Genomic DNA, 17443 nt, shown 5'->3' on the forward strand with positions numbered 1-17443 from the left:
CAAGCACCGCCAATTTACCTCAAATGCTACGCTCAACGCTAACAGTCCGTTCCCTTTAACCTGGCTGAAACCAGAAAAGGGTTCTTTGCGCATTACAGCACGAGATCGCGTTATGATCTGTGCGTATTAGTGTGACCAGCGTAAGAGTTTGCGTACCGTGACGATGCCCCCCTGGCGCCAAGCCATCCGCCTCGTGGCCCTCGGCGCCCTGATCGCCCCCACGCTTGCCGCCTGCTACACGGGCGGCCTCGGCGCCACCGTCAAGCGCAGCGCCTTCACCTCCAAGGAATATGGTGTCGGCGTTTCTCCCCGCGTCACCAACAATCCCAATCCGCCCAAAGGGGGAGGGCGCTACCAGGTCGGCAAGCCCTATACCGTGCGCGGAAAAACCTATGTGCCGCAAGAAGATCCGAACTATCGGGCCGTCGGCAACGCCTCCTGGTATGGCTCCGATTTTCACGGCCGCCGCACCGCCAATGGCGAGATATTCTCGGCCAACGCCATCACCGGCGCCCACCCCACACTACCGCTGCCATCCTATGTCCGGGTGACCAATCAGGAAAACGGCCGCTCCATCGTCGTCCGCGTCAACGACCGCGGCCCCTATCTCCCCGGCCGTATCATGGACCTGTCGCACCGCGCCGCCGAGATGCTCGGCTACGTCAATAACGGCTCGGCGCAAGTCCAGGTCGAATATGTCGGCAAGGCCCCCCTTGAGGGCGACGACACCCGCGCCTTGCTGGCTAGCTACGACGGCCCGCCCGTCAGTGGCGGTACCAGATATGCCGATAATACCAATAGCTTAGCAGACATGGCGGGTAATTTCTTCGGCAATCTATTCTCCTATTCTGACACCACCCCGCAGGCCCAGGACGCCAACATCGGCACCGCCTTCGCCGCCGTCAACGCCATGGCGGCCAAGTCGCCCGATCTGCAAGATTGGGCTAAGTCCGTCGACGCCGACTCGCGCGTAATCAGGCTTGGGCTTGGCGTATTCTCGGATGAAGCCAATGCCATTGCTTTGTCTGAACAATTTGCCGTTATCGGTTCCGTCCAGGAAGAGCCAGTTTCTGTCAATGGCAAGCCAGCAACGCGGCTAACGCTGACTTATCTCAAGCCCGGCGTCGGTCGCGAAGATGCTATCGCCCTGGCACGAAAACTTGGCCTCAACGACATAAATCTCTATTAGTCTATAGAGCCGGCGCGGCTATCCTTGGGGTCGGCCGGGCTACGGCCCGCAACCAATTGGAAGCCTGGTTCGTGAAACCGATAGCGCAAATTCTTATCCTCCTGCTGGCGCTGACTGCGCCGGCTTTCGCGCAAGCCAATTTCGACACCAAAGCCAGGTTTGCCATCCTGATGGATGAGGAATCCGGCACCGTCATTTTCCAGAAAGACGCCGACCTGCCAATGGAGCCGGCCAGCATGGCCAAGCTCATGACCATCGCCGTCGTCTTCAACGAGGTGCGGGCCGGTCGCGTCAGGATGAGTGACGAATTCTTCGTCTCCGAAAACGCCTGGCGCACGGGCGGTGCGGCCTCCGGAGGATCGACCATGTTCGCGGAGCTGAACTCCAAGATCAGCGTCGAAAATCTCATTCGTTCGGTAATCGTCCAATCCGGCAATGATGCGTCCATCGTTCTGGCCGAGGGCATCGCTGGCTCAGAAACCAGCTTTGCTGCGATGATGAACGAGCTGGCGGAAGATATCGGACTCGAGAATTCGGTTTTCACCAATTCAACCGGTTTGCCGGACCCCGGCATGCATGTAACGGCGCGGGACCTAGCCGATTTGGCGCGCTACCTGATCCATCATTTCCCCGAATATTACCATTATTTCTCCGAACCTGAGATGGAGTGGAACGGCATCAAGCAGGCCAACCGCAATTCATTGGTCGAGTTGGGGATCGGCGTCGATGGCCTCAAGACCGGCCACACCGAAGCGGCCGGCTATGGCTCGGTGATCTCCACCGATCATGGCGGGCGGCGGCTGATTGCTGTGGTGCATGGCCTCAAATCCATGGCCGAACGCGCCGAAGAAGGGCGCAAGCTGATCACCTGGGGCGCACGGGCTTTTGAGCGTGTTGCAGCCTATGCCGATGGCGCTGTGGTGGCCTATGCCAATGTCTACGGCGGTACCAGCGGCAGTGTCGGCTTGGTTGGAGATGGCGAAATTGCGCTCTACCTGCCGCGCGGGTCGCGTAAATGCCTTGGCGCATCGGTGGTCTATACGGGGCCGTTAATGCCGCCGGTCAATGCGGGCGACAAGGTTGCAGAATTGCGCGTGTTCTGCGACGAACAACTGGTGCAGACCGCGCCGCTTTTCGCTGCCGAAACGGTAGAGCAGGGCGGCATCGTGCGCCGCGCGACCGATGCGCTCAAGCAGCTGGCCTTGGGTTGGCTCTAAGACTGGGATAAAGACTGGCTGATGCTGGAAGCGCCAAAAACCAACCGTGCCCGCTTCATCACCTTCGAAGGTGGCGAAGGCGTCGGCAAATCGACGCAGGTCAAGCGCCTGCTGGCTAATCTGCACCGCCTGTCGATCGAAGCCATGCGCACCCGCGAGCCGGGCGGCACACCACGTGCAGAAGCGATCCGCTCATTCATCCTGCAAGGACGCTCGGAGAGCTGGGGCCCCGGCGCCGAGGCCGTGTTGTTTGCCGCGGCACGACTCGACCACGTCACGCAACTGATCGAACCCAACCTGCAGGCCGGTACCTGGGTGATCTGCGACCGCTTCCACGATTCGACCCGCGCCTATCAGGGGCTGACCGGCGGGGTCGATGACAAACTTATCCGCGGGCTCGAAACGTTGGCGCTTGATGGGCATACCCCGGATCTGACGATCATACTGGATATGGACCCCGAAGCCGCATTCAAGCGCGTGGCCTTGCGCGCTATCGAAGACGGTCTGGCCCAGACGGGCGACCGTTTCGAGAAGGAGGACCTGGATTGGCACAAGCGGCTGCGCGACGGGTTCCTTGAAATTGCTCGCAACAATCCGGACCGCTGTATCGTGATCACTGCGGAACAGAGCGCCGATGCCTTGGAAACGGCCATCTGGGACGCGGTTTGCCAACGCTTTCCCGAACTGCTGCGTGGTTCGCAGGCATGAGCGACCCCGACGCCATCGAAGACGTACCGCTGCCTGAGCGGCGCCAGCGGGCGCGCGGGCATGACGCGGCACGCAATGCCATTTTCGCCAATATCGCCGAACGCCGCTTGCCGGGCGCTATCCTGCTGCATGGCCCGCAGGGCATCGGCAAAGCCACCTTCGCCTTTGAAATCGCCGCTGCAATTCTGGTGGCGACGGGCGATGAGGGGGCGGAGCGCGTCGAGGAGCAGGTGGCGGCAATGTCGCACCCCAACCTCTTCCTGCTGCGCCGCCGCCCCAAGGACGGCAAGGGTTATTACACAGTTATCCGCGTCGAGGACGTCCGCGAGGTGCGCGATTCTCTCCATCATACGCGGGGCAGGGCGGGACACCGGATCGCCATCATCGACAGTATCGACGATTGCAACCCATCTGCCGCCAATGCCCTGCTGAAAACGCTGGAGGAGCCGCCCGCGGACACGACATTTCTGCTGGTGTCGCACCGCCCGGGACAGCTCCTGCCCACGATCAAATCGCGCTGCCACAATCTGGCGCTTCGGCCGATTTCCGATGCTGACGTCGCTGCGGTGTTGATGGAGCAGGGCGATGCCTTGGGCGAGGCCGAGTTGCAGCGGGCCGTTGCGCTTGCTGGCGGACGGCCGCGCAGGGCGTTTGAAACGCTGGCGCTAGAGGAAGGCTCGGCTCTGGGCGCGCTTCAGGCCTGGCTGGCCGATCCGCTGCGTCATCCGGCCGGTGTGAGCCTGCAATTGGCGGATGCCCTGGGCGCCGATGCGCAAAGCACCGAATTGTCGTTTGCCCGCGAAATGCTGGACGACTGGATGGCCGACGAAGCCCGCAATGCGGCCATGCAGACAGGCGCCCGCAAGCGCCTTGCCTCCGCCAACGAGCTATGGGACAAGGCACACGCCCTGCTCGCCGAGGCCGACAGCATCAATCTGGACATGAAACAGACGCTGGCCGCCATTTTCGATGCGATCAGAAAGCATGTTTCACTGACTGTTCCCGTTTCCGCCGAGCCACGATGACCGCAAAGCCCTTCTACGTCACCACAGCGATCTCCTATCCCAATGGAGCGCCCCATATCGGGCACGCCTATGAGATGATCGCGACCGACGCCATCGCCCGCTGGAAGCGGCTGGAAGGCCGCGAAGTCTATTTCCTGACCGGCACTGACGAGCATGGCATCAAGATGGTGCAGACTGCCGCAGCGCAGGGCGTCACCCCGCGCGAGTTGGCCGATCGCAATTCCGGCGAATTCCGCCGGCTGGCCGAGCTGTTGGACATCTCTAACGACGATTTTATCCGCACCACCGAGCCGCGTCACCACGAAGCCAGCCAGGCGATCTGGTCCAAAATGGCCGCGAGCAATAATGGCGACATTTTCCAGTCGACCTATAAGGGCTGGTATTCGGTGCGCGACGAAGCCTATTTCGACGAGGACGAGCTGACGGAAAAGGATGGCAAGCGTTTTGCCCCATCCGGCGCCGAGGTGAACTGGGTCGAAGAGCCGACCTATTTCTTCCGCCTGTCGGCCTATCAGCAGAAGCTGCTTGATCTCTACGAGAGCAATCCGGATTTCATCGCGCCCAGGGAGCGGCGCAATGAGATCATTTCCTTCGTCAAAAGCGGCCTGAAGGACCTGTCGATTTCCCGCACCACGTTCGATTGGGGCGTTCCCGTGCCGGGCGCACCTGGGCATGTGATGTATGTGTGGGTCGACGCGCTGACCAATTATATCAGCGGCCTGGGTTTCCCCGATGAGCAGAGCACACTCTTCAAGAAGTTTTGGCCGGCCGATCTGCATGTGGTCGGCAAGGATATTATCCGTTTCCACACCGTCTATTGGCCCGCTTTCCTGATGAGCGCGGGTATCGATGTGCAGCATCGCGTGTTTGCGCATGGTTTCCTGACCGTGGACGGCCAGAAGATGAGCAAGTCGCTCGGCAATGTGGTCGATCCGTTTGAACTTGCTGAGGAATTCGGCGTCGATCAGCTGCGCTATTTCCTGCTCCGCGAAGTGTCTTTCGGGCAGGATGGCGATTATAGCCGCGATAAATTGGTCAACCGCGTCAATGCCGATCTTGCCAATAATCTGGGCAATCTGGCGCAGCGTTCGCTGTCAATGATCAACAAGAACTGCGATGGCCTGGTACCGGAATATGCCGGGGCGACGCCGGACGACGAGGCCCTTGTCGCCGAGGTCGATCTGGCACTGGCCGAGGCACAGCGGGCCATGGATGGCCAACTGGTGCATGAGGCGGCCGGCGCGATCATCGCGGCGCTGAGTGCGGCGAATAACTATTTCGCGGCCCAGGAGCCGTGGGCGCTCAAGAAGACCGACGCGGTGCGTATGGGCTCGGTGCTCTATCGGACGGCGGATGTGGTTCGCCGGCTGACCATTCCGCTGCTCGCTTTCGTGCCGAAATCGGCCAATGCGATCCTCGATCAACTGGCTGTCCCGGCTGAGGAACGCACTCTGGTGGCCGCGCAGCTTGCCAATGGGCTGCAGGCCGGCGCGGCTTTGCCGGTACCCCAAGGCGTTTTCGCGCGACTCGAGCGCAAGGCATCCTGACGATGTTGATCGACAGTCATTGCCATCTCGACTTCGAGGCCTTGGCCGGTGATATCGACGGGGTGATGGCGCGCGCGGCGGCGGCGGGCGTCGATGGCATGGTGACGATATCCACACGTGTGGATAACTTTTCCACATACGCGGCCATCGCGGAACGTTTCCCGAACGTCTGGTGCTCGGTCGGCACGCATCCGCATAATGCGGATCAGGAATTGCATATTCAAACCGAGGATCTGATCCGGCTTTCGGCCCATCCGCGCTGCGTTGCGATCGGTGAAGCCGGGCTCGACTACTTCTATGACAATGCGCCATGCGAGGCACAGGCAACCGGCCTGCGCCGTCACATCGCAGCGGCACGATCCACAGGTCTTCCACTGGTTATCCACAGCCGCTCGGCTGATGACGATATGGCGGCAATTCTCGAAGAAGAAAGCGGGCAGGGGGCCTTCCCTTTTGTTCTGCATTGCTTCACGGCGGGAACGAATTTGGCGAACAGGGCACTGGCGCTGGGCGGCTATATTTCGTTTTCGGGCATTCTCACCTTCCGAAATGCCGAGGAAATTCGCGAAGTAGCCAAGATCGTCCCGGCGGATCGCTATCTGGTGGAGACTGATGCGCCGTATCTGGCGCCGATTCCACATCGCGGCCAGCCCAATGAGCCGTCATTCGTGCGGCATACGGCGGAGAAACTGGCGGAAGTCCGCGGCATTGATCTGGCGACGCTGGGCCAGCAAACCACAGCGAACTTTGCGCGGCTCTTCGCTAAAACCGGTTTGAGCGTCTAGATGCCGGCTGCACAACGGGTCATCGCCACGATCCTTGGTTGCGGCTCATCGGGCGGCGTGCCGCGCATTGGCAATGTCTGGGGCGATTGCGACCCGGCCGAGCCGCGCAACCGCCGGCGGCGCTGCTCCTTGCTCATCGAGGGTTGGAGCGAGAACAGCAGTGAGCCCACTCGGGTGCTGATCGACACCGGCTGCGATTTGCGCGAGCAGTTGCTCGACGCCCAGGTCGATCGTGTCGATGCGGTGTTCTATACCCATGAGCATGCCGACCACACCCATGGCATCGATGATCTGCGGGTATTGGCGCTGCACAATCGTCGCCTGGTCGACGTATACTTCACCCACGTCACCGGCGAACGCCTCCGCGAAGCGTTCGGCTACTGCTTCACAGCGCCGTCCGGCAGTTCCTATCCGCCAATCCTCAGCGCTCACACGATCGCGCCAAATGCGGAATGCGTGGTCGAAGGGCCGGGCGGCTCTATCACCGTCCAGGCCTTCGAGCAGACCCATGGCGACATCATCTCGCTGGGTTTTCGTATTGGCGACTTTGCCTATTGCTGCGATCTGTCGGGATTTCCGCCGCAATCACACGACGCGATATCCGGCCTGTCGATCTGGGTCATCGATGCGTTGCGCCCAACGCCGCATCCCAGCCATCTGAGCTTGCCCGAGACCCTGGAACTGATCGCCCAATTCGCGCCCGGCCAAGCCATATTGACCAATATGCATATCGATCTCGACTACCGGGCAACTGACGCCTCGACGCCAGGAAACGTCACGCCGGCATTCGATGGCATGCAGATCGACTTGCTGTCTGGACGCATCCTCAATCTGTAGGTTTGGCCGCGATGACCGCAAAACCTGGACTTCCGGACACAAATTAGTTCCATAATATATATTATGCGAATGACAGATGTGCGGCAAAGGCCCACTGACGAGGAGGCCCACCGCCTGCCTAGCGACTGCCTGGTAATGGCATGCGTTCGATTTCGGCCAGAACTTCGAGCATGCCGTCGACGTTGTGCTCGGCGATCTCCCGGCCCTTCTCCGCCGTTGCTATGGACGCATCACCGACCGCGCCGCCCGGATTGATGTCGGACGCGATCCACGCATAGGTGTGGCCGAATGCGCCTGTGGGCCGCAGATATTTGTATTCAGCCTCGTCGCGTGCGGCGATGGAGACGAAGTTCTCGGCGCGGCTCATATCGACCAGATCGGGCCGGAAATGCAGGATGAGCGAAGTTTCGGCGTCACCGCCATGAATGCCGTGGCGGCGCTCGACGTCGCCCAGCAGGTCGGGCGGTGTGAAGCGCCAGCCACTTTTGACGGCCAACATGCCGGCCTGGACCCGCAATTCACGCGCCACGATGCCCATGATCTCTTCATTGCCGCCGTGCGAATTGACGAAAATGATCTTGCGGACCCCTGCCCGCGCCACTTCCAGCCCAATCTGCGTCCAGCCGTCGATCAGATTGGTTGCCTTGTGGCTGAGCGTGCCCTTGGCCCAGATATGTTCGTTGGACTTGCCAATGGCCTGAACCGGCAGGATGCGGATGTCCAGTTCAGCCGGCGCGCGCGCCGCCAACAGTTCCATCATCGACTGGTTGATGATCGTGTCCGTGCCCACCGGCAGATGGGGCCCGTGTTGCTCGATGGCGGCGATGGGCAGCACGGCAATGGTCTTGGCCGGATCGACAGTGTTGAAATCGGACGCCGAAAAGTCGGTCCACCAGATCTTGCGCGTCATAGAAAAGTCCTCACGCTGGGCCAGCGGCAATGGCTTCGATTTCGACGACGAATTCGGGCCGGGCAAAGCCGGAAACGATCATCAGGGTCGAGGCGGGATAAGGCTCGGCAAACAGCACGTTGCGTACGCCCATATAGTCCGGCAGATGCTCCCTGCCCGTCACATAGGCGTTGATGCGGATGATATTGGCCAGACTCATGCCGGTCTCGCCCAGAATGGCGGCGATGTTGTCGAAACAGATGCGCGCCTGGCCCGCACAGTCGGGCGGAACCGTCTTGTCGGCGGCAATGCCCAATTGGCCGGAGCAGAACACCAACTGCTGCCCGGGCGGCACGACAATGCCGTGGCTATAGGGCGCGAAAGGCGGATGAATCTGGTGGGGAGAGAGGGGCGTCGCCATGGTCGAAAACTTCCTTGAGGTGGCGATGCTAGCCTCCGGTAAATCGCTTGCCTAGTCCAAACTGCACAAATTTGCATGCATGGCAGGCATTTTGTTGGGCTGCTCATTTTTTGGCTTCACAACGGGCGCAGACCGGGCCAACAATTGCGCAAGCGACGCGGTCGCACAGAAATTGGTCGTGGCTGCTCATAGCCATGCCGGGGAGCGCAAAATGCACGATATTATCAAACTCGTCTCATCGTCGGTCCTGATTTTTGGAGCCCTGGCTGGCGCCGCCGCGGCCCAGGACAAGGTCACGTTCGGCACCAACTGGCTCGCCCAGGCCGAGCATGGCGGCTATTATCAGGCCGTCGCGGATGGCACTTACGCCAAGTACGGTCTAGACGTGACCATTCGCCAGGGCGGCCCGCAAGCGCCCAATGGTCAGCTTTTGGTTGCCGGTCAGCTGGATTTCTACATGGGCGGCATGGGGACAATCGACTCGGTGTCGCGCGGCATTCCCGTCGTCACGGTTGCGGCGATCTTCCAGAAAGACCCGCAGATTCTGCTGGCTCATCCCGATGCGCCCTTCACCGATCTGGCCAGCCTGTCAGGCGCCAGCAAGATGATCCTGGGTAAGGACAGCCTGTTCAGCGGCTTCTGGCCTTGGATGAAGTCGACAATGGACGGCTTCTCCGACGACAAGTACGAGCCATACACCTTCAATCCGGCGCCGTTCATTGCCGATCCGCTGGCTGTGCAACAGGGCTATCTGACCTCCGAGCCGTACGAGATCGAACGCCAGACCGGCTGGGCGCCCAAGATCTACCTGCTCGCCGATTTCGGTTACGACCCCTACTCCACCGCGATTGAAACGCGGCAGGAGATCGTCGACAGCAATCCCGACCTGGTGCAGCGCTTCGTCGATGCCTCGATTATCGGCTGGTACAATTACCTTTATGGTGACAATACCGCCGCTAATGATCTGATCAAGAAGGACAATCCGGAGATGACTGACGGTCAGATCGCCTTCTCGATCGCCAAGTTGAAAGAATATGGCGTGGTCGTTTCCGGCGAAGCCGAGACCCAGGGCATTGGCTGCATGACGGAGGAGCGCTGGCAGGCTTTTTATGACATGATGGTCAAGGCCGGCGTTTATGAAGCCGGTATCAATATCTCCAAGTCGTTCTCGACCGCTTTCGTCTGCAAGGGCGTGGGTCTGGAACTGGCCAAGGCCGAATAGCACCGCGCGATCAATCGGCGCGGGCAATCCCGCCCGCGCTGTTTTGACCCTAGTCCGGGTTCCGATATTGACCGATACATCAGCCGTCGCCGCTCGTCCTCCCGAGGTCGAATCTCCCCGCGCCATCGTCTCGATGCGCAACGTCACCAAAGTGTTCTCCAACGGCACGCTGGCCCTCAGGGACATGTCTCTGGATGTGAAGGGCGGCGAGTTCATCTCGCTGCTTGGCCCCTCCGGTTGTGGCAAGTCGACGGCCCTGCGCATCATCGCGGGACTGGGTGCGCCAAGTTCGGGCAGCATCGATTGGCCGTCGTCCAAGATCAACACCAAGGGCCTGCCCGAAGGCGATGTGGGGTTTGTCTTTCAGGACCCTACCCTGATGCCCTGGGCCAATGTGTTCGACAATGTGCACCTGCCGCTCAAGCTCAGGGGCGTCTCCAAAGCGGATGCGCGTGAGCGGATTATGGAAGGGCTGGCCAGCGTCGGTCTGGCTGATTTCGCCAAGTCCTATCCCCGCGAACTGTCCGGCGGTATGCGCATGCGTGTCTCAATTGCCCGCGCCATCGTCACGCGGCCCAAGCTGCTGTTGATGGATGAGCCCTTTGCCGCGCTCGATGAAATCACCCGCCAGAAGCTCAATGACGACGTGCTGCGGCTATGGCAGCAATTCGGTATGACGGTGATTTTCGTCACGCACTCGGTCTACGAGTCCGCCTATCTGTCTAGCCGTATCGTGGTGATGCGGGCGCGGCCGGGCCAAGTGTTCACTGACATGCAGATTGCCCAGCCTGCCATTCGTGATCACGATTATCGCAATTCCGAGGGCTACCGGCAGACCTGCCAGACCGTTTCGGATGCGCTGCAACGCGCCATCCACGCCGCGGAGATCGCATCATGAACCAGATCAAGACCATAGCCGTGGCTGAGGCTGGCACCGATGCTGCCGTGGCCGCCCTGCTCCCGCGCTCCAGCACGAATGAGAAAGTACTGCGCGTCGTCATCCCCGTTCTGGCCCTGTCACTGGCGATCCTGGCCTGGCATTTGGTGGTCACGATCAACGGGATTCCCAAATATCTGCTGCCGGGGCCGGTCGATGTGGTCATCGCGCTCTTCACCGATTCCGCCACACTCTGGCCTGCCCTGCTTGTCACCCTCAAGATCACCTTCATGGCCTTGGCTCTCGCGCTGATTGGCGGCGTGGGGTTGGCGATCTTGCTAGTGCAGTCGCGCATTCTGGAACTGGCGCTGTTTCCCTTCGCGGTGATCCTGCAGGTAACGCCGATGATCGCCATCGCGCCGCTATTACTGATCTATGCGCCTGATACCCAGACCGCCCTGCTCATCTGCGCCTTTATCGTGGCCTTCTTCCCAATTCTCTCCAACATGGCGCAGGGCCTCAAAAGTGTCGACCATAACCTATTGAATCTATTTGAACTTTACGGCGCATCGTCATGGCAGACGCTGCTCTATCTCAAGATTCCGACCTCCATGCCCTATTTCATGGCCGGGCTGCGGATCGGTGGCGGCCTGTCGCTGATCGCTGCAGTCGTCGCCGAGTTCGCTGCTGGATCTGCTGGCCAGGGTGCGGGGCTGGCGTTCCGGCTGCTGGAAAGCCAATACCGGCTCAATCTGCCCCGCCTCTTCGTTGCCCTGTTGATGCTCTGCGGCACTGGCATCGCCATTTTTGGGCTGACTTCATTCATCTCCTGGCTGACGCTGCATCGCTGGCACGAGAGCGCCATCAAGCGGGAGAATTAAGGTTTGACGATCACTATTCCTTCGACCGGCCGTTATGTGCTGACCAATGCAAACGTGCCGGCAGCCGTGATGGGCGAGCCCGCTTCCGGTGCGCTGGTGCTTGTCGATATCGAGATTGCCGACGGCAAGGTCGTCAGCATTGCGGCCGCTGGCGACGTGTCAGTGGGGCCGGACCGTATCGATCTCGACCATGGCATTGCGCTCCCGGCTTTTGTCGATCTGCATACCCATCTCGACAAGGGCCACATCTGGCCGCGCAAGGAAAACCCGGACGGCACCTGGCTTGGCGCCCTGGTGGCCGTCGGCGAGGATCGCAATGCCAATTGGGCGGCGGCCGATGTCGAGCGGCGCATGGATTTCGCCCTGCGCTGCGCCTGGGCCCACGGAACGGCCGCTGTACGGACCCATATCGACAGTGCCCCGCCGCAACACGAGATTTCCTGGAGCATTTTGGAGACGGTACGGGAGCGCTGGGCTAGCCGGATCGAGCTGCAGGCCGTGTCGCTGATTGGCCCGGACGATATCCTCGACCGGAACAATCTGCGCGCCGTCGCCACGCGCACCAAGGCGGCCAACGGATTGCTGGGTGGCTCCACGGGTGTTCACCCCGACAACCCAGCCATCATGCGCGCGCTGCTTGAAATGGCTGGCGACTTCGGCCTTGATGTGGACCTGCATATCGATGAAACCGGCGATCCTGCCGCCGACGCCTTGCAAAGCCTGGCCGACGCGGTGATCGAGACCAGCTTTGCCGGCAAGGTGACGGCGGGGCATTGCTGCGCCATTGCCATTCAGCCCGAAGCGACGGCCATGGCAACCATCGAGCGCGTCGCGCAGGCGGGCATTGCCGTCGTCTCGCTGCCGATCTGCAACATGTATCTGCAGGATCGCCGCAATGTCGGCGGCGTGCGCACCCCGCGTTGGCGTGGCGTTACCCTGCTCAATGAACTCAAAGCCGCCGGGGTGCCAGTTGCTATCGCATCGGATAACACCCGCGACCCGTTCTATGCCTATGGCGATCTCGATGGCTTTGAAGTGCTGCGCGAAGGTGCGCGGATTTTGCATTTCGACCATCCGCAGGCCGATGCCTTTACCTGGGTGCGCTCGGTCAGCGCCGAGCCGGCGGCCATTGGTGGCTTCACCTATTCCGGCACGATCGGCGCGGGGCTTCCTGCCGAGCTGGTGCTCTTCCGCGCCCGCACCTGGACCGAGCTGATGTCCCGGCCGCAAACCGATCGCGTCGTGCTGCGCAGCGGCTCGGCCATCGACACCACCCTGCCCGATTATCGTGAACTCGACGACCTGATGGGACGACAAGCATGAGCATTTCAGATTTCCGCGCTGACCTTGGCGATATCCCTGTCGAAGATCATCCTCGCATCGTCCAGCAACGCAGCCGCGATCACTATTGGTATTCCCCGATACTGAAGGCCAAGCTCGATCATGTGACAGCGGAAATCGTGGTGTCGCCGCGCTCCAATGCGGAGGTGAAAACCGTCCTCGCTGCCGCGTTCCGTCATGGCATCGCCATCACCCCGCGCGGCGCCGGCACGGGCAATTACGGCCAGGCCATGCCGTTGTCGGGCGGCGCCATGCTCAATCTGATGAATATGGACAAGGTTCTGGAGATCAAGCCGGACCGTGTCCGCGCCCAGGCCGGCGCCGTGCTTGAGCAGATGGATCACCAGACCCGCGAAGCCGTAAACGGCGAGTTACGCTTTCACCCCTCGACCTACCGCATGGCCAGCATTGGCGGCTTTATCGCCGGCGGCTCGGGTGGCGTCGGTTCTGTGCGCTGGGGCGGCTTGCGCAATATAGGCAGCATTCTGGGGGTGAAGGTCATCACTTGCGAGGAGAACCCGCGCGAGCTGGATCTCGTGGGTGAAGACATCCTCAAGGTCGCCCATGCCTATGGCACCAATGGCATTATCGTCGAGGCGGAAATGCCCCTGACCCAAGCGCATGACTGGGTCGACATGATTGTCGGCTTCGATGATTTCATCGAGGCATGCCGCTTTGGTGGCGCGGTCGCGCTGCAGGATGGGCTGCTGGTCAAGGAAGTGGCCCCCTGCGCAGCCCCGATCCCGCAGGACTATTTCAACCGCCACAAGCCCTATATCCGCGATGGCCAGTCCGTCGTGCTGCTGATGGTGGCACCCGTGGCAGTGGATGCAATGACGCTGTTCGTGGCCCACCATAAGGGCGAGATGCTCTATCGCTCCGACGAGGCCAGCGCCGAAGAACTCAAGCGCCTGCCTCCGGTCTACGAGCTGGCGTGGAACCACACGACGCTGCGCGCGCTCAAGGTCGATCCGACCATCACCTATCTGCAGACCCGCTACCCCACCGTCGCCCATGTCGAAAAAATCATTTCGATCCTGGGCGATGAATTGCCCATGCATATAGAGGTCGGCCGGCAGGATGGCGTGGTCATGTATGGCGGGCTGCCGCTGGTGCGTTACACAACCGAAGAACGGCTCGAGCAGATCATCCGCATCCACGAGGAAAATGGCTGCCACGTGTTCAATCCGCATCGCTATACGCTTGAGGAAGGCGGCATGAAGCGGACCGATCAGAAGCAGCTCGATTTCAAGCGCGAGGCTGACCCGAAGGGCATGCTCAACCCCGGCAAGATGATCGCCTGGGACGATCCGGATTTCGATTTCAATGCCGGCCGCGTCTGGCTGTTCGACGGCCTCAATCCGGTGAATGCTGCCTGATGCGCGTCCATGTCATCCATGCCCATCCGGTAGAAACCAGCTTCAACCGGGCCCTGTTCGACGCCGTGGTGGACGAGCTGACCGCCAATGGCCATGAGGTCGATGCCCTCAATCTCTATGACGAACAGTTCGACGCTGTGCTGAGCCGGGAAGAGCGCCTCAACTATCACGAAGTGCCCGGTAATCTGACCCCGGCGGTCAAACCCTACGTCGATCGCCTGCGCGCAGCGGAAGCCATTGTCTTCGTGCATCCTGTATGGAACTACGGCTATCCGGCTATTCTAAAGGGATATTTCGACCGCATCTTCCTGCCGGGCGTGTCCTTTGTGATGGAGGGTGGCGGTGATCGGGGGCGGCTGGTTCCAAACCTGACGAACATCAAGAAGGCCGCCTTCATCACCACCTATGGCGGCAATCGCTGGCGCACCATGCTCATGGGCGATCCGCCGCGCCGCATCGCCCGCCGCTGGGGTTGGGCCACGTTCCGGGGGCGGTTGCCACCGAAATACCTGGCACTTTACGACATGAACAATTGCACGCCGGAGCAGCTCACCGGGTTTATTCAGACGGTTCGCAGCGAGATCGGCAAGTTCTAGACTGGCACACCGATTCCCAGCCACGAGCCCGCCATGCAGCCCTCCCGCGATATCTCCCGCCTCATCGAGATCATGGCGGCCCTGCGCAATCCGGTGGGTGGTTGCCCCTGGGATCTGGAGCAGGATTTCTCGTCCATTCGCCACTATACTATCGAAGAAGCCTATGAGGTCGCCGACGCGATTGAACGGCAGAACTTTTCCGATCTGCGGGAAGAGCTGGGCGATCTGCTGCTGCAGCCGATCTATCACGCGCAGATGGCCAGCGAGGCCGGCCATTTCGACATTGGCGACGTGATCTACGGCATCACCGAAAAGCTCATTCGCCGGCATCCGCATGTGTTCGGTGATCTCGACGCCGATGATTCCGACGCCGCCAAGGGCCGTTGGGAGGCAATCAAGGCGCAGGAGCGTGCCGCGAAGGCGGAACGGAAGGGCGAGACTACGCCTTCCGTGCTCGATGATGTGCCCACGCCCCTGCCCGCCTTGGCGCGTTCCGAAAAACTCACCAAACGTGCGGCCAAGGTGGGGTTCGACTGGCCGGACTATGCCTCCGTGCGAGCCAAGGTTGCCGAGGAGCTGGACGAGGTCGATGAGGCGGTCGCCGCGAAAGACCCGACGGCAGCGCATGAAGAAATCGGCGATCTGTTGTTTGCAATCGTCAACCTGGCCCGCCACGCCGGGGTCGATGCTGAAGCGGCTTTGCGCGATGCCAATCTCAAATTCACGCGGCGCTTCCACTATATGGAGGCCAGGTGCCGCGAGGACGGCATCGAACCCGGCAAAGCCGGGCTCGAACGTCTGGTTGGCTATTGGAATGAGATCCGCAAGGCCGACAAGGCCTGACGCTTAAGCGTCGGACCCCTCGATCCGGCCGTTAAAGCGTTCAAGGAACGCCGCTTTGTGGCGGGGTTCCACGCGCACCACGAAGCCGGAGCCTTTTTCGGTTGCCTCATCGCGCGAGATAATCTCGGCATGTGAGTGCAACCAGCCGATATCGCCGCCCGCGCTGTGCGGCACATGGACGTGATAGGTGCGGCTCTTTTCGGCCAACGCGGCCTCGATGGCCAGCTTGAGCGTATCCAGCCCCTGCCCCGTTTTGGCCGAAACCGGCACCACGGCCGCAACGCGACCGGCCGGGCTGATGGCGGTCAAGGCCTCCTCGGTCGAGCCGTCGACGGTCCCGAGCAGGTCGATCTTGTTCCAGACCTCGATGACGGGTGTGGTTTCCGCCGACACGCCCAGATCGCCCAAAACCTTAAGCACATCGAGCGCCTGCGCCAGATGGTCGGGGTTGGCCACGTCGCGGGCATGCAGGATCACATCGGCATCGACGACTTCTTCGAGCGTTGCCCGGAAGGCGGCGACCAGATCAGTCGGTAGGTCAGCAACAAAGCCCACAGTGTCACTGAGCATCACTGCCCTTCCATGCGGCAGTTCGAGCTTGCGGACCGTGGTGTCGAGCGTGGCGAAGAGCAGGTCCTCGGCAAACACCCCTGCCCCGGTCAGCGTGTTGAACAGGCTCGACTTTCCGGCATTGGTATAGCCGACCAGTGCGACAATCGGGAACGGCGTGTCGTCACGCTGGCGGCGCTGCTGGGCGCGGGTCTTCTTGACCTTTTCCAGCCGGTCTTCGAGCAGCACGATCCGGTCGGTCAACTGGCGCCGATCGCTTTCGATCTGCGTTTCGCCCGGGCCGCCCATAAAGCCCATGCCGCCACTGCCGCGCTGGCGCTCAAGGTGGGTCCAGGAGCGCACGAGGCGGCTCTTCTGGTAATTGAGGTGGGCAAGTTCCACCTGCAACACGCCTTCGCGTGTCGCAGCGCGCTCGCCAAAAATTTCAAGGATTAGCCCGGTCCGGTCCAGCACCTTGGTGCCGGTTTCCTTTTCGAGATTACGCTGCTGGATCGGCGTCAATGCGGCATCGACCAATAGCAGATCGATCTCGTCTTCTTTGACGCGGGCCGCCAGCGTTTCGACATGGCCGCCGCCGATAAAAGTCGCCGGCTTGACCTCGCGTACCTTAACGATTTCGGAGAAGGCAATCTCCAGCCGGATTGCGCCAGCCAGGCCTTCGAACTCGGCCTTGCGGGCTTCTATACTGTGCTGGGAGATGGCCCCGCGAACATCGGGGCAAATCAGTCCGGCCCGTGTCGGCTGGGCGCGTTGGTCGATAAACGCCTGCGGGCCGCCCTTTTGGACGGCCTCGTCGTCGTGAAAATCGTTCATATAAGCTCGTTAGTCGTCGTGGTTCTGTTCTGGATCGAACAGCTGGATCGGCGCGCCCGGCATGATTGTCGAGATGGCGTGCTTATAGACCAGTTGAGACTGGGCGTCACGGCGCAGCAACAGGCAGAAATTATCGAACCAGGTGATGACACCCTGTAGTTTGACGCCGTTCACGAGGAAAATCGTGACAGGCACTTTCTGCTTGCGGACGTGGTTGAGGAAAGAGTCCTGGAGATTTTGTTGTTTTTCGCTAGCCATTTAGGTCTCTTTTCGCGGCATTTGTTGTCGCTGTTATAATTGCGC

General features: G+C 61.0%; 18 protein-coding genes. 14 read left to right on the plus strand and 4 right to left on the minus strand.

The annotated features are described in order from the left end of the window. Positions 1-163: 163 nt before the first annotated feature. The 7 genes from FF80_RS20755 to FF80_RS00695 all read left to right on the plus strand — a co-directional run bounded on the left by FF80_RS20755 (position 164) and on the right by FF80_RS00695 (position 7308). Positions 164-1189 (plus strand): septal ring lytic transglycosylase RlpA family protein, encoded by a 1026-nt coding sequence (locus tag FF80_RS20755; RefSeq protein WP_052153018.1) that lies wholly within the window; start codon positions 164-166, stop codon positions 1187-1189. Between the two features lie 71 nt (positions 1190-1260). Then, positions 1261-2406 carry a D-alanyl-D-alanine carboxypeptidase family protein gene (locus FF80_RS00670; protein ID WP_244445669.1) on the plus strand — a complete coding sequence of 382 codons (1146 nt, stop codon included), beginning with the start codon at positions 1261-1263 and terminating at the stop codon, positions 2404-2406. 21 nt (positions 2407-2427) lie between these two features. Further along, positions 2428-3114 (plus strand): dTMP kinase, encoded by a 687-nt coding sequence (gene tmk / locus FF80_RS00675; protein WP_035096767.1) that lies wholly within the window; start codon positions 2428-2430, stop codon positions 3112-3114. Continuing rightward, complete coding sequence (locus tag FF80_RS00680) at positions 3111-4139, plus strand: AAA family ATPase (protein ID WP_052153019.1); 1029 nt, start codon at positions 3111-3113, stop codon at positions 4137-4139. Before tmk ends, FF80_RS00680 begins: the two co-directional genes overlap by 4 nt. Further along, on the plus strand, positions 4136-5686 hold the full coding sequence (gene metG, locus FF80_RS00685; RefSeq protein ID WP_035096768.1) for a methionine--tRNA ligase: 1551 nt from the start codon (positions 4136-4138) through the stop codon (positions 5684-5686). Before FF80_RS00680 ends, metG begins: the two co-directional genes overlap by 4 nt. Positions 5687-5688: 2 nt before the next feature. After that, a complete protein-coding gene (locus FF80_RS00690) occupies positions 5689-6471 on the plus strand; it encodes a TatD family hydrolase (RefSeq protein ID WP_035096769.1) in 783 nt (260 codons plus the stop codon). Further along, the gene (locus FF80_RS00695) at positions 6472-7308 is read left to right on the plus strand and encodes an MBL fold metallo-hydrolase (protein WP_035096770.1); all 837 of its coding nucleotides are present in this window, start codon (positions 6472-6474) and stop codon (positions 7306-7308) included. It begins immediately after the preceding gene. 118 nt (positions 7309-7426) lie between these two features. Here the strand turns inward: FF80_RS00695 and FF80_RS00700 are convergent, their stop codons facing one another. Continuing rightward, positions 7427-8218 carry a creatininase family protein gene (locus FF80_RS00700; protein ID WP_035096772.1) on the minus strand — a complete coding sequence of 264 codons (792 nt, stop codon included), beginning with the start codon at positions 8216-8218 and terminating at the stop codon, positions 7427-7429. A gap of 10 nt (positions 8219-8228) precedes the next feature. Beyond that, entirely contained in the window at positions 8229-8618 is a 390-nt protein-coding gene (locus FF80_RS00705; protein WP_035096774.1) for a Rid family hydrolase, read from the minus strand. 211 nt (positions 8619-8829) lie between these two features. Here FF80_RS00705 and FF80_RS00710 point away from each other — a divergent pair, with 211 nt between their 5' ends. The 7 genes from FF80_RS00710 (at position 8830) to mazG (ending at position 15757) form a co-directional block, all read left to right on the plus strand. Beyond that, positions 8830-9840, plus strand: coding sequence for an ABC transporter substrate-binding protein (locus tag FF80_RS00710; protein ID WP_035097027.1), 1011 nt, complete (start codon positions 8830-8832; stop codon positions 9838-9840). A gap of 133 nt (positions 9841-9973) precedes the next feature. Next, complete coding sequence (locus FF80_RS00715) at positions 9974-10738, plus strand: ABC transporter ATP-binding protein (RefSeq protein ID WP_081917118.1); 765 nt, start codon at positions 9974-9976, stop codon at positions 10736-10738. After that, positions 10735-11598 carry an ABC transporter permease gene (locus tag FF80_RS00720; RefSeq protein ID WP_081917120.1) on the plus strand — a complete coding sequence of 288 codons (864 nt, stop codon included), beginning with the start codon at positions 10735-10737 and terminating at the stop codon, positions 11596-11598. The genes FF80_RS00715 and FF80_RS00720 overlap by 4 nt, the downstream gene beginning before the upstream one ends. 3 nt (positions 11599-11601) lie before the next feature. Next, positions 11602-12921: a cytosine deaminase gene (locus FF80_RS00725; protein ID WP_035096777.1), complete on the plus strand. Its 1320-nt coding sequence runs from the start codon at positions 11602-11604 to the stop codon at positions 12919-12921. After that, positions 12918-14318: an FAD-binding oxidoreductase gene (locus FF80_RS00730; RefSeq protein WP_052153020.1), complete on the plus strand. Its 1401-nt coding sequence runs from the start codon at positions 12918-12920 to the stop codon at positions 14316-14318. The genes FF80_RS00725 and FF80_RS00730 overlap by 4 nt, the downstream gene beginning before the upstream one ends. Further along, on the plus strand, positions 14318-14914 hold the full coding sequence (locus FF80_RS00735; protein WP_035096779.1) for an NAD(P)H-dependent oxidoreductase: 597 nt from the start codon (positions 14318-14320) through the stop codon (positions 14912-14914). The genes FF80_RS00730 and FF80_RS00735 overlap by 1 nt, the downstream gene beginning before the upstream one ends. 33 nt (positions 14915-14947) lie before the next feature. After that, positions 14948-15757, plus strand: a complete 810-nt coding sequence (gene mazG, locus FF80_RS00740) for a nucleoside triphosphate pyrophosphohydrolase (RefSeq protein ID WP_035096781.1) — start codon at positions 14948-14950, stop codon at positions 15755-15757. 3 nt (positions 15758-15760) lie between these two features. Here mazG and hflX read toward each other — a convergent pair whose 3' ends face one another. Together hflX and hfq are read right to left on the minus strand one after the other, a co-directional pair. Further along, a complete protein-coding gene (gene hflX / locus FF80_RS00745; RefSeq protein WP_035096783.1) occupies positions 15761-17140 on the minus strand; it encodes a GTPase HflX in 1380 nt (459 codons plus the stop codon). A 9-nt stretch (positions 17141-17149) separates the two neighbouring features. Beyond that, positions 17150-17398, minus strand: coding sequence for an RNA chaperone Hfq (hfq, locus tag FF80_RS00750; protein WP_035096785.1), 249 nt, complete (start codon positions 17396-17398; stop codon positions 17150-17152). Between the last annotated feature and the right edge of the window lie 45 nt (positions 17399-17443).

It is taken from the genome of Devosia sp. LC5 (assembly GCF_000735585.1).
Lineage (GTDB): Bacteria > Pseudomonadota > Alphaproteobacteria > Rhizobiales > Devosiaceae > Devosia.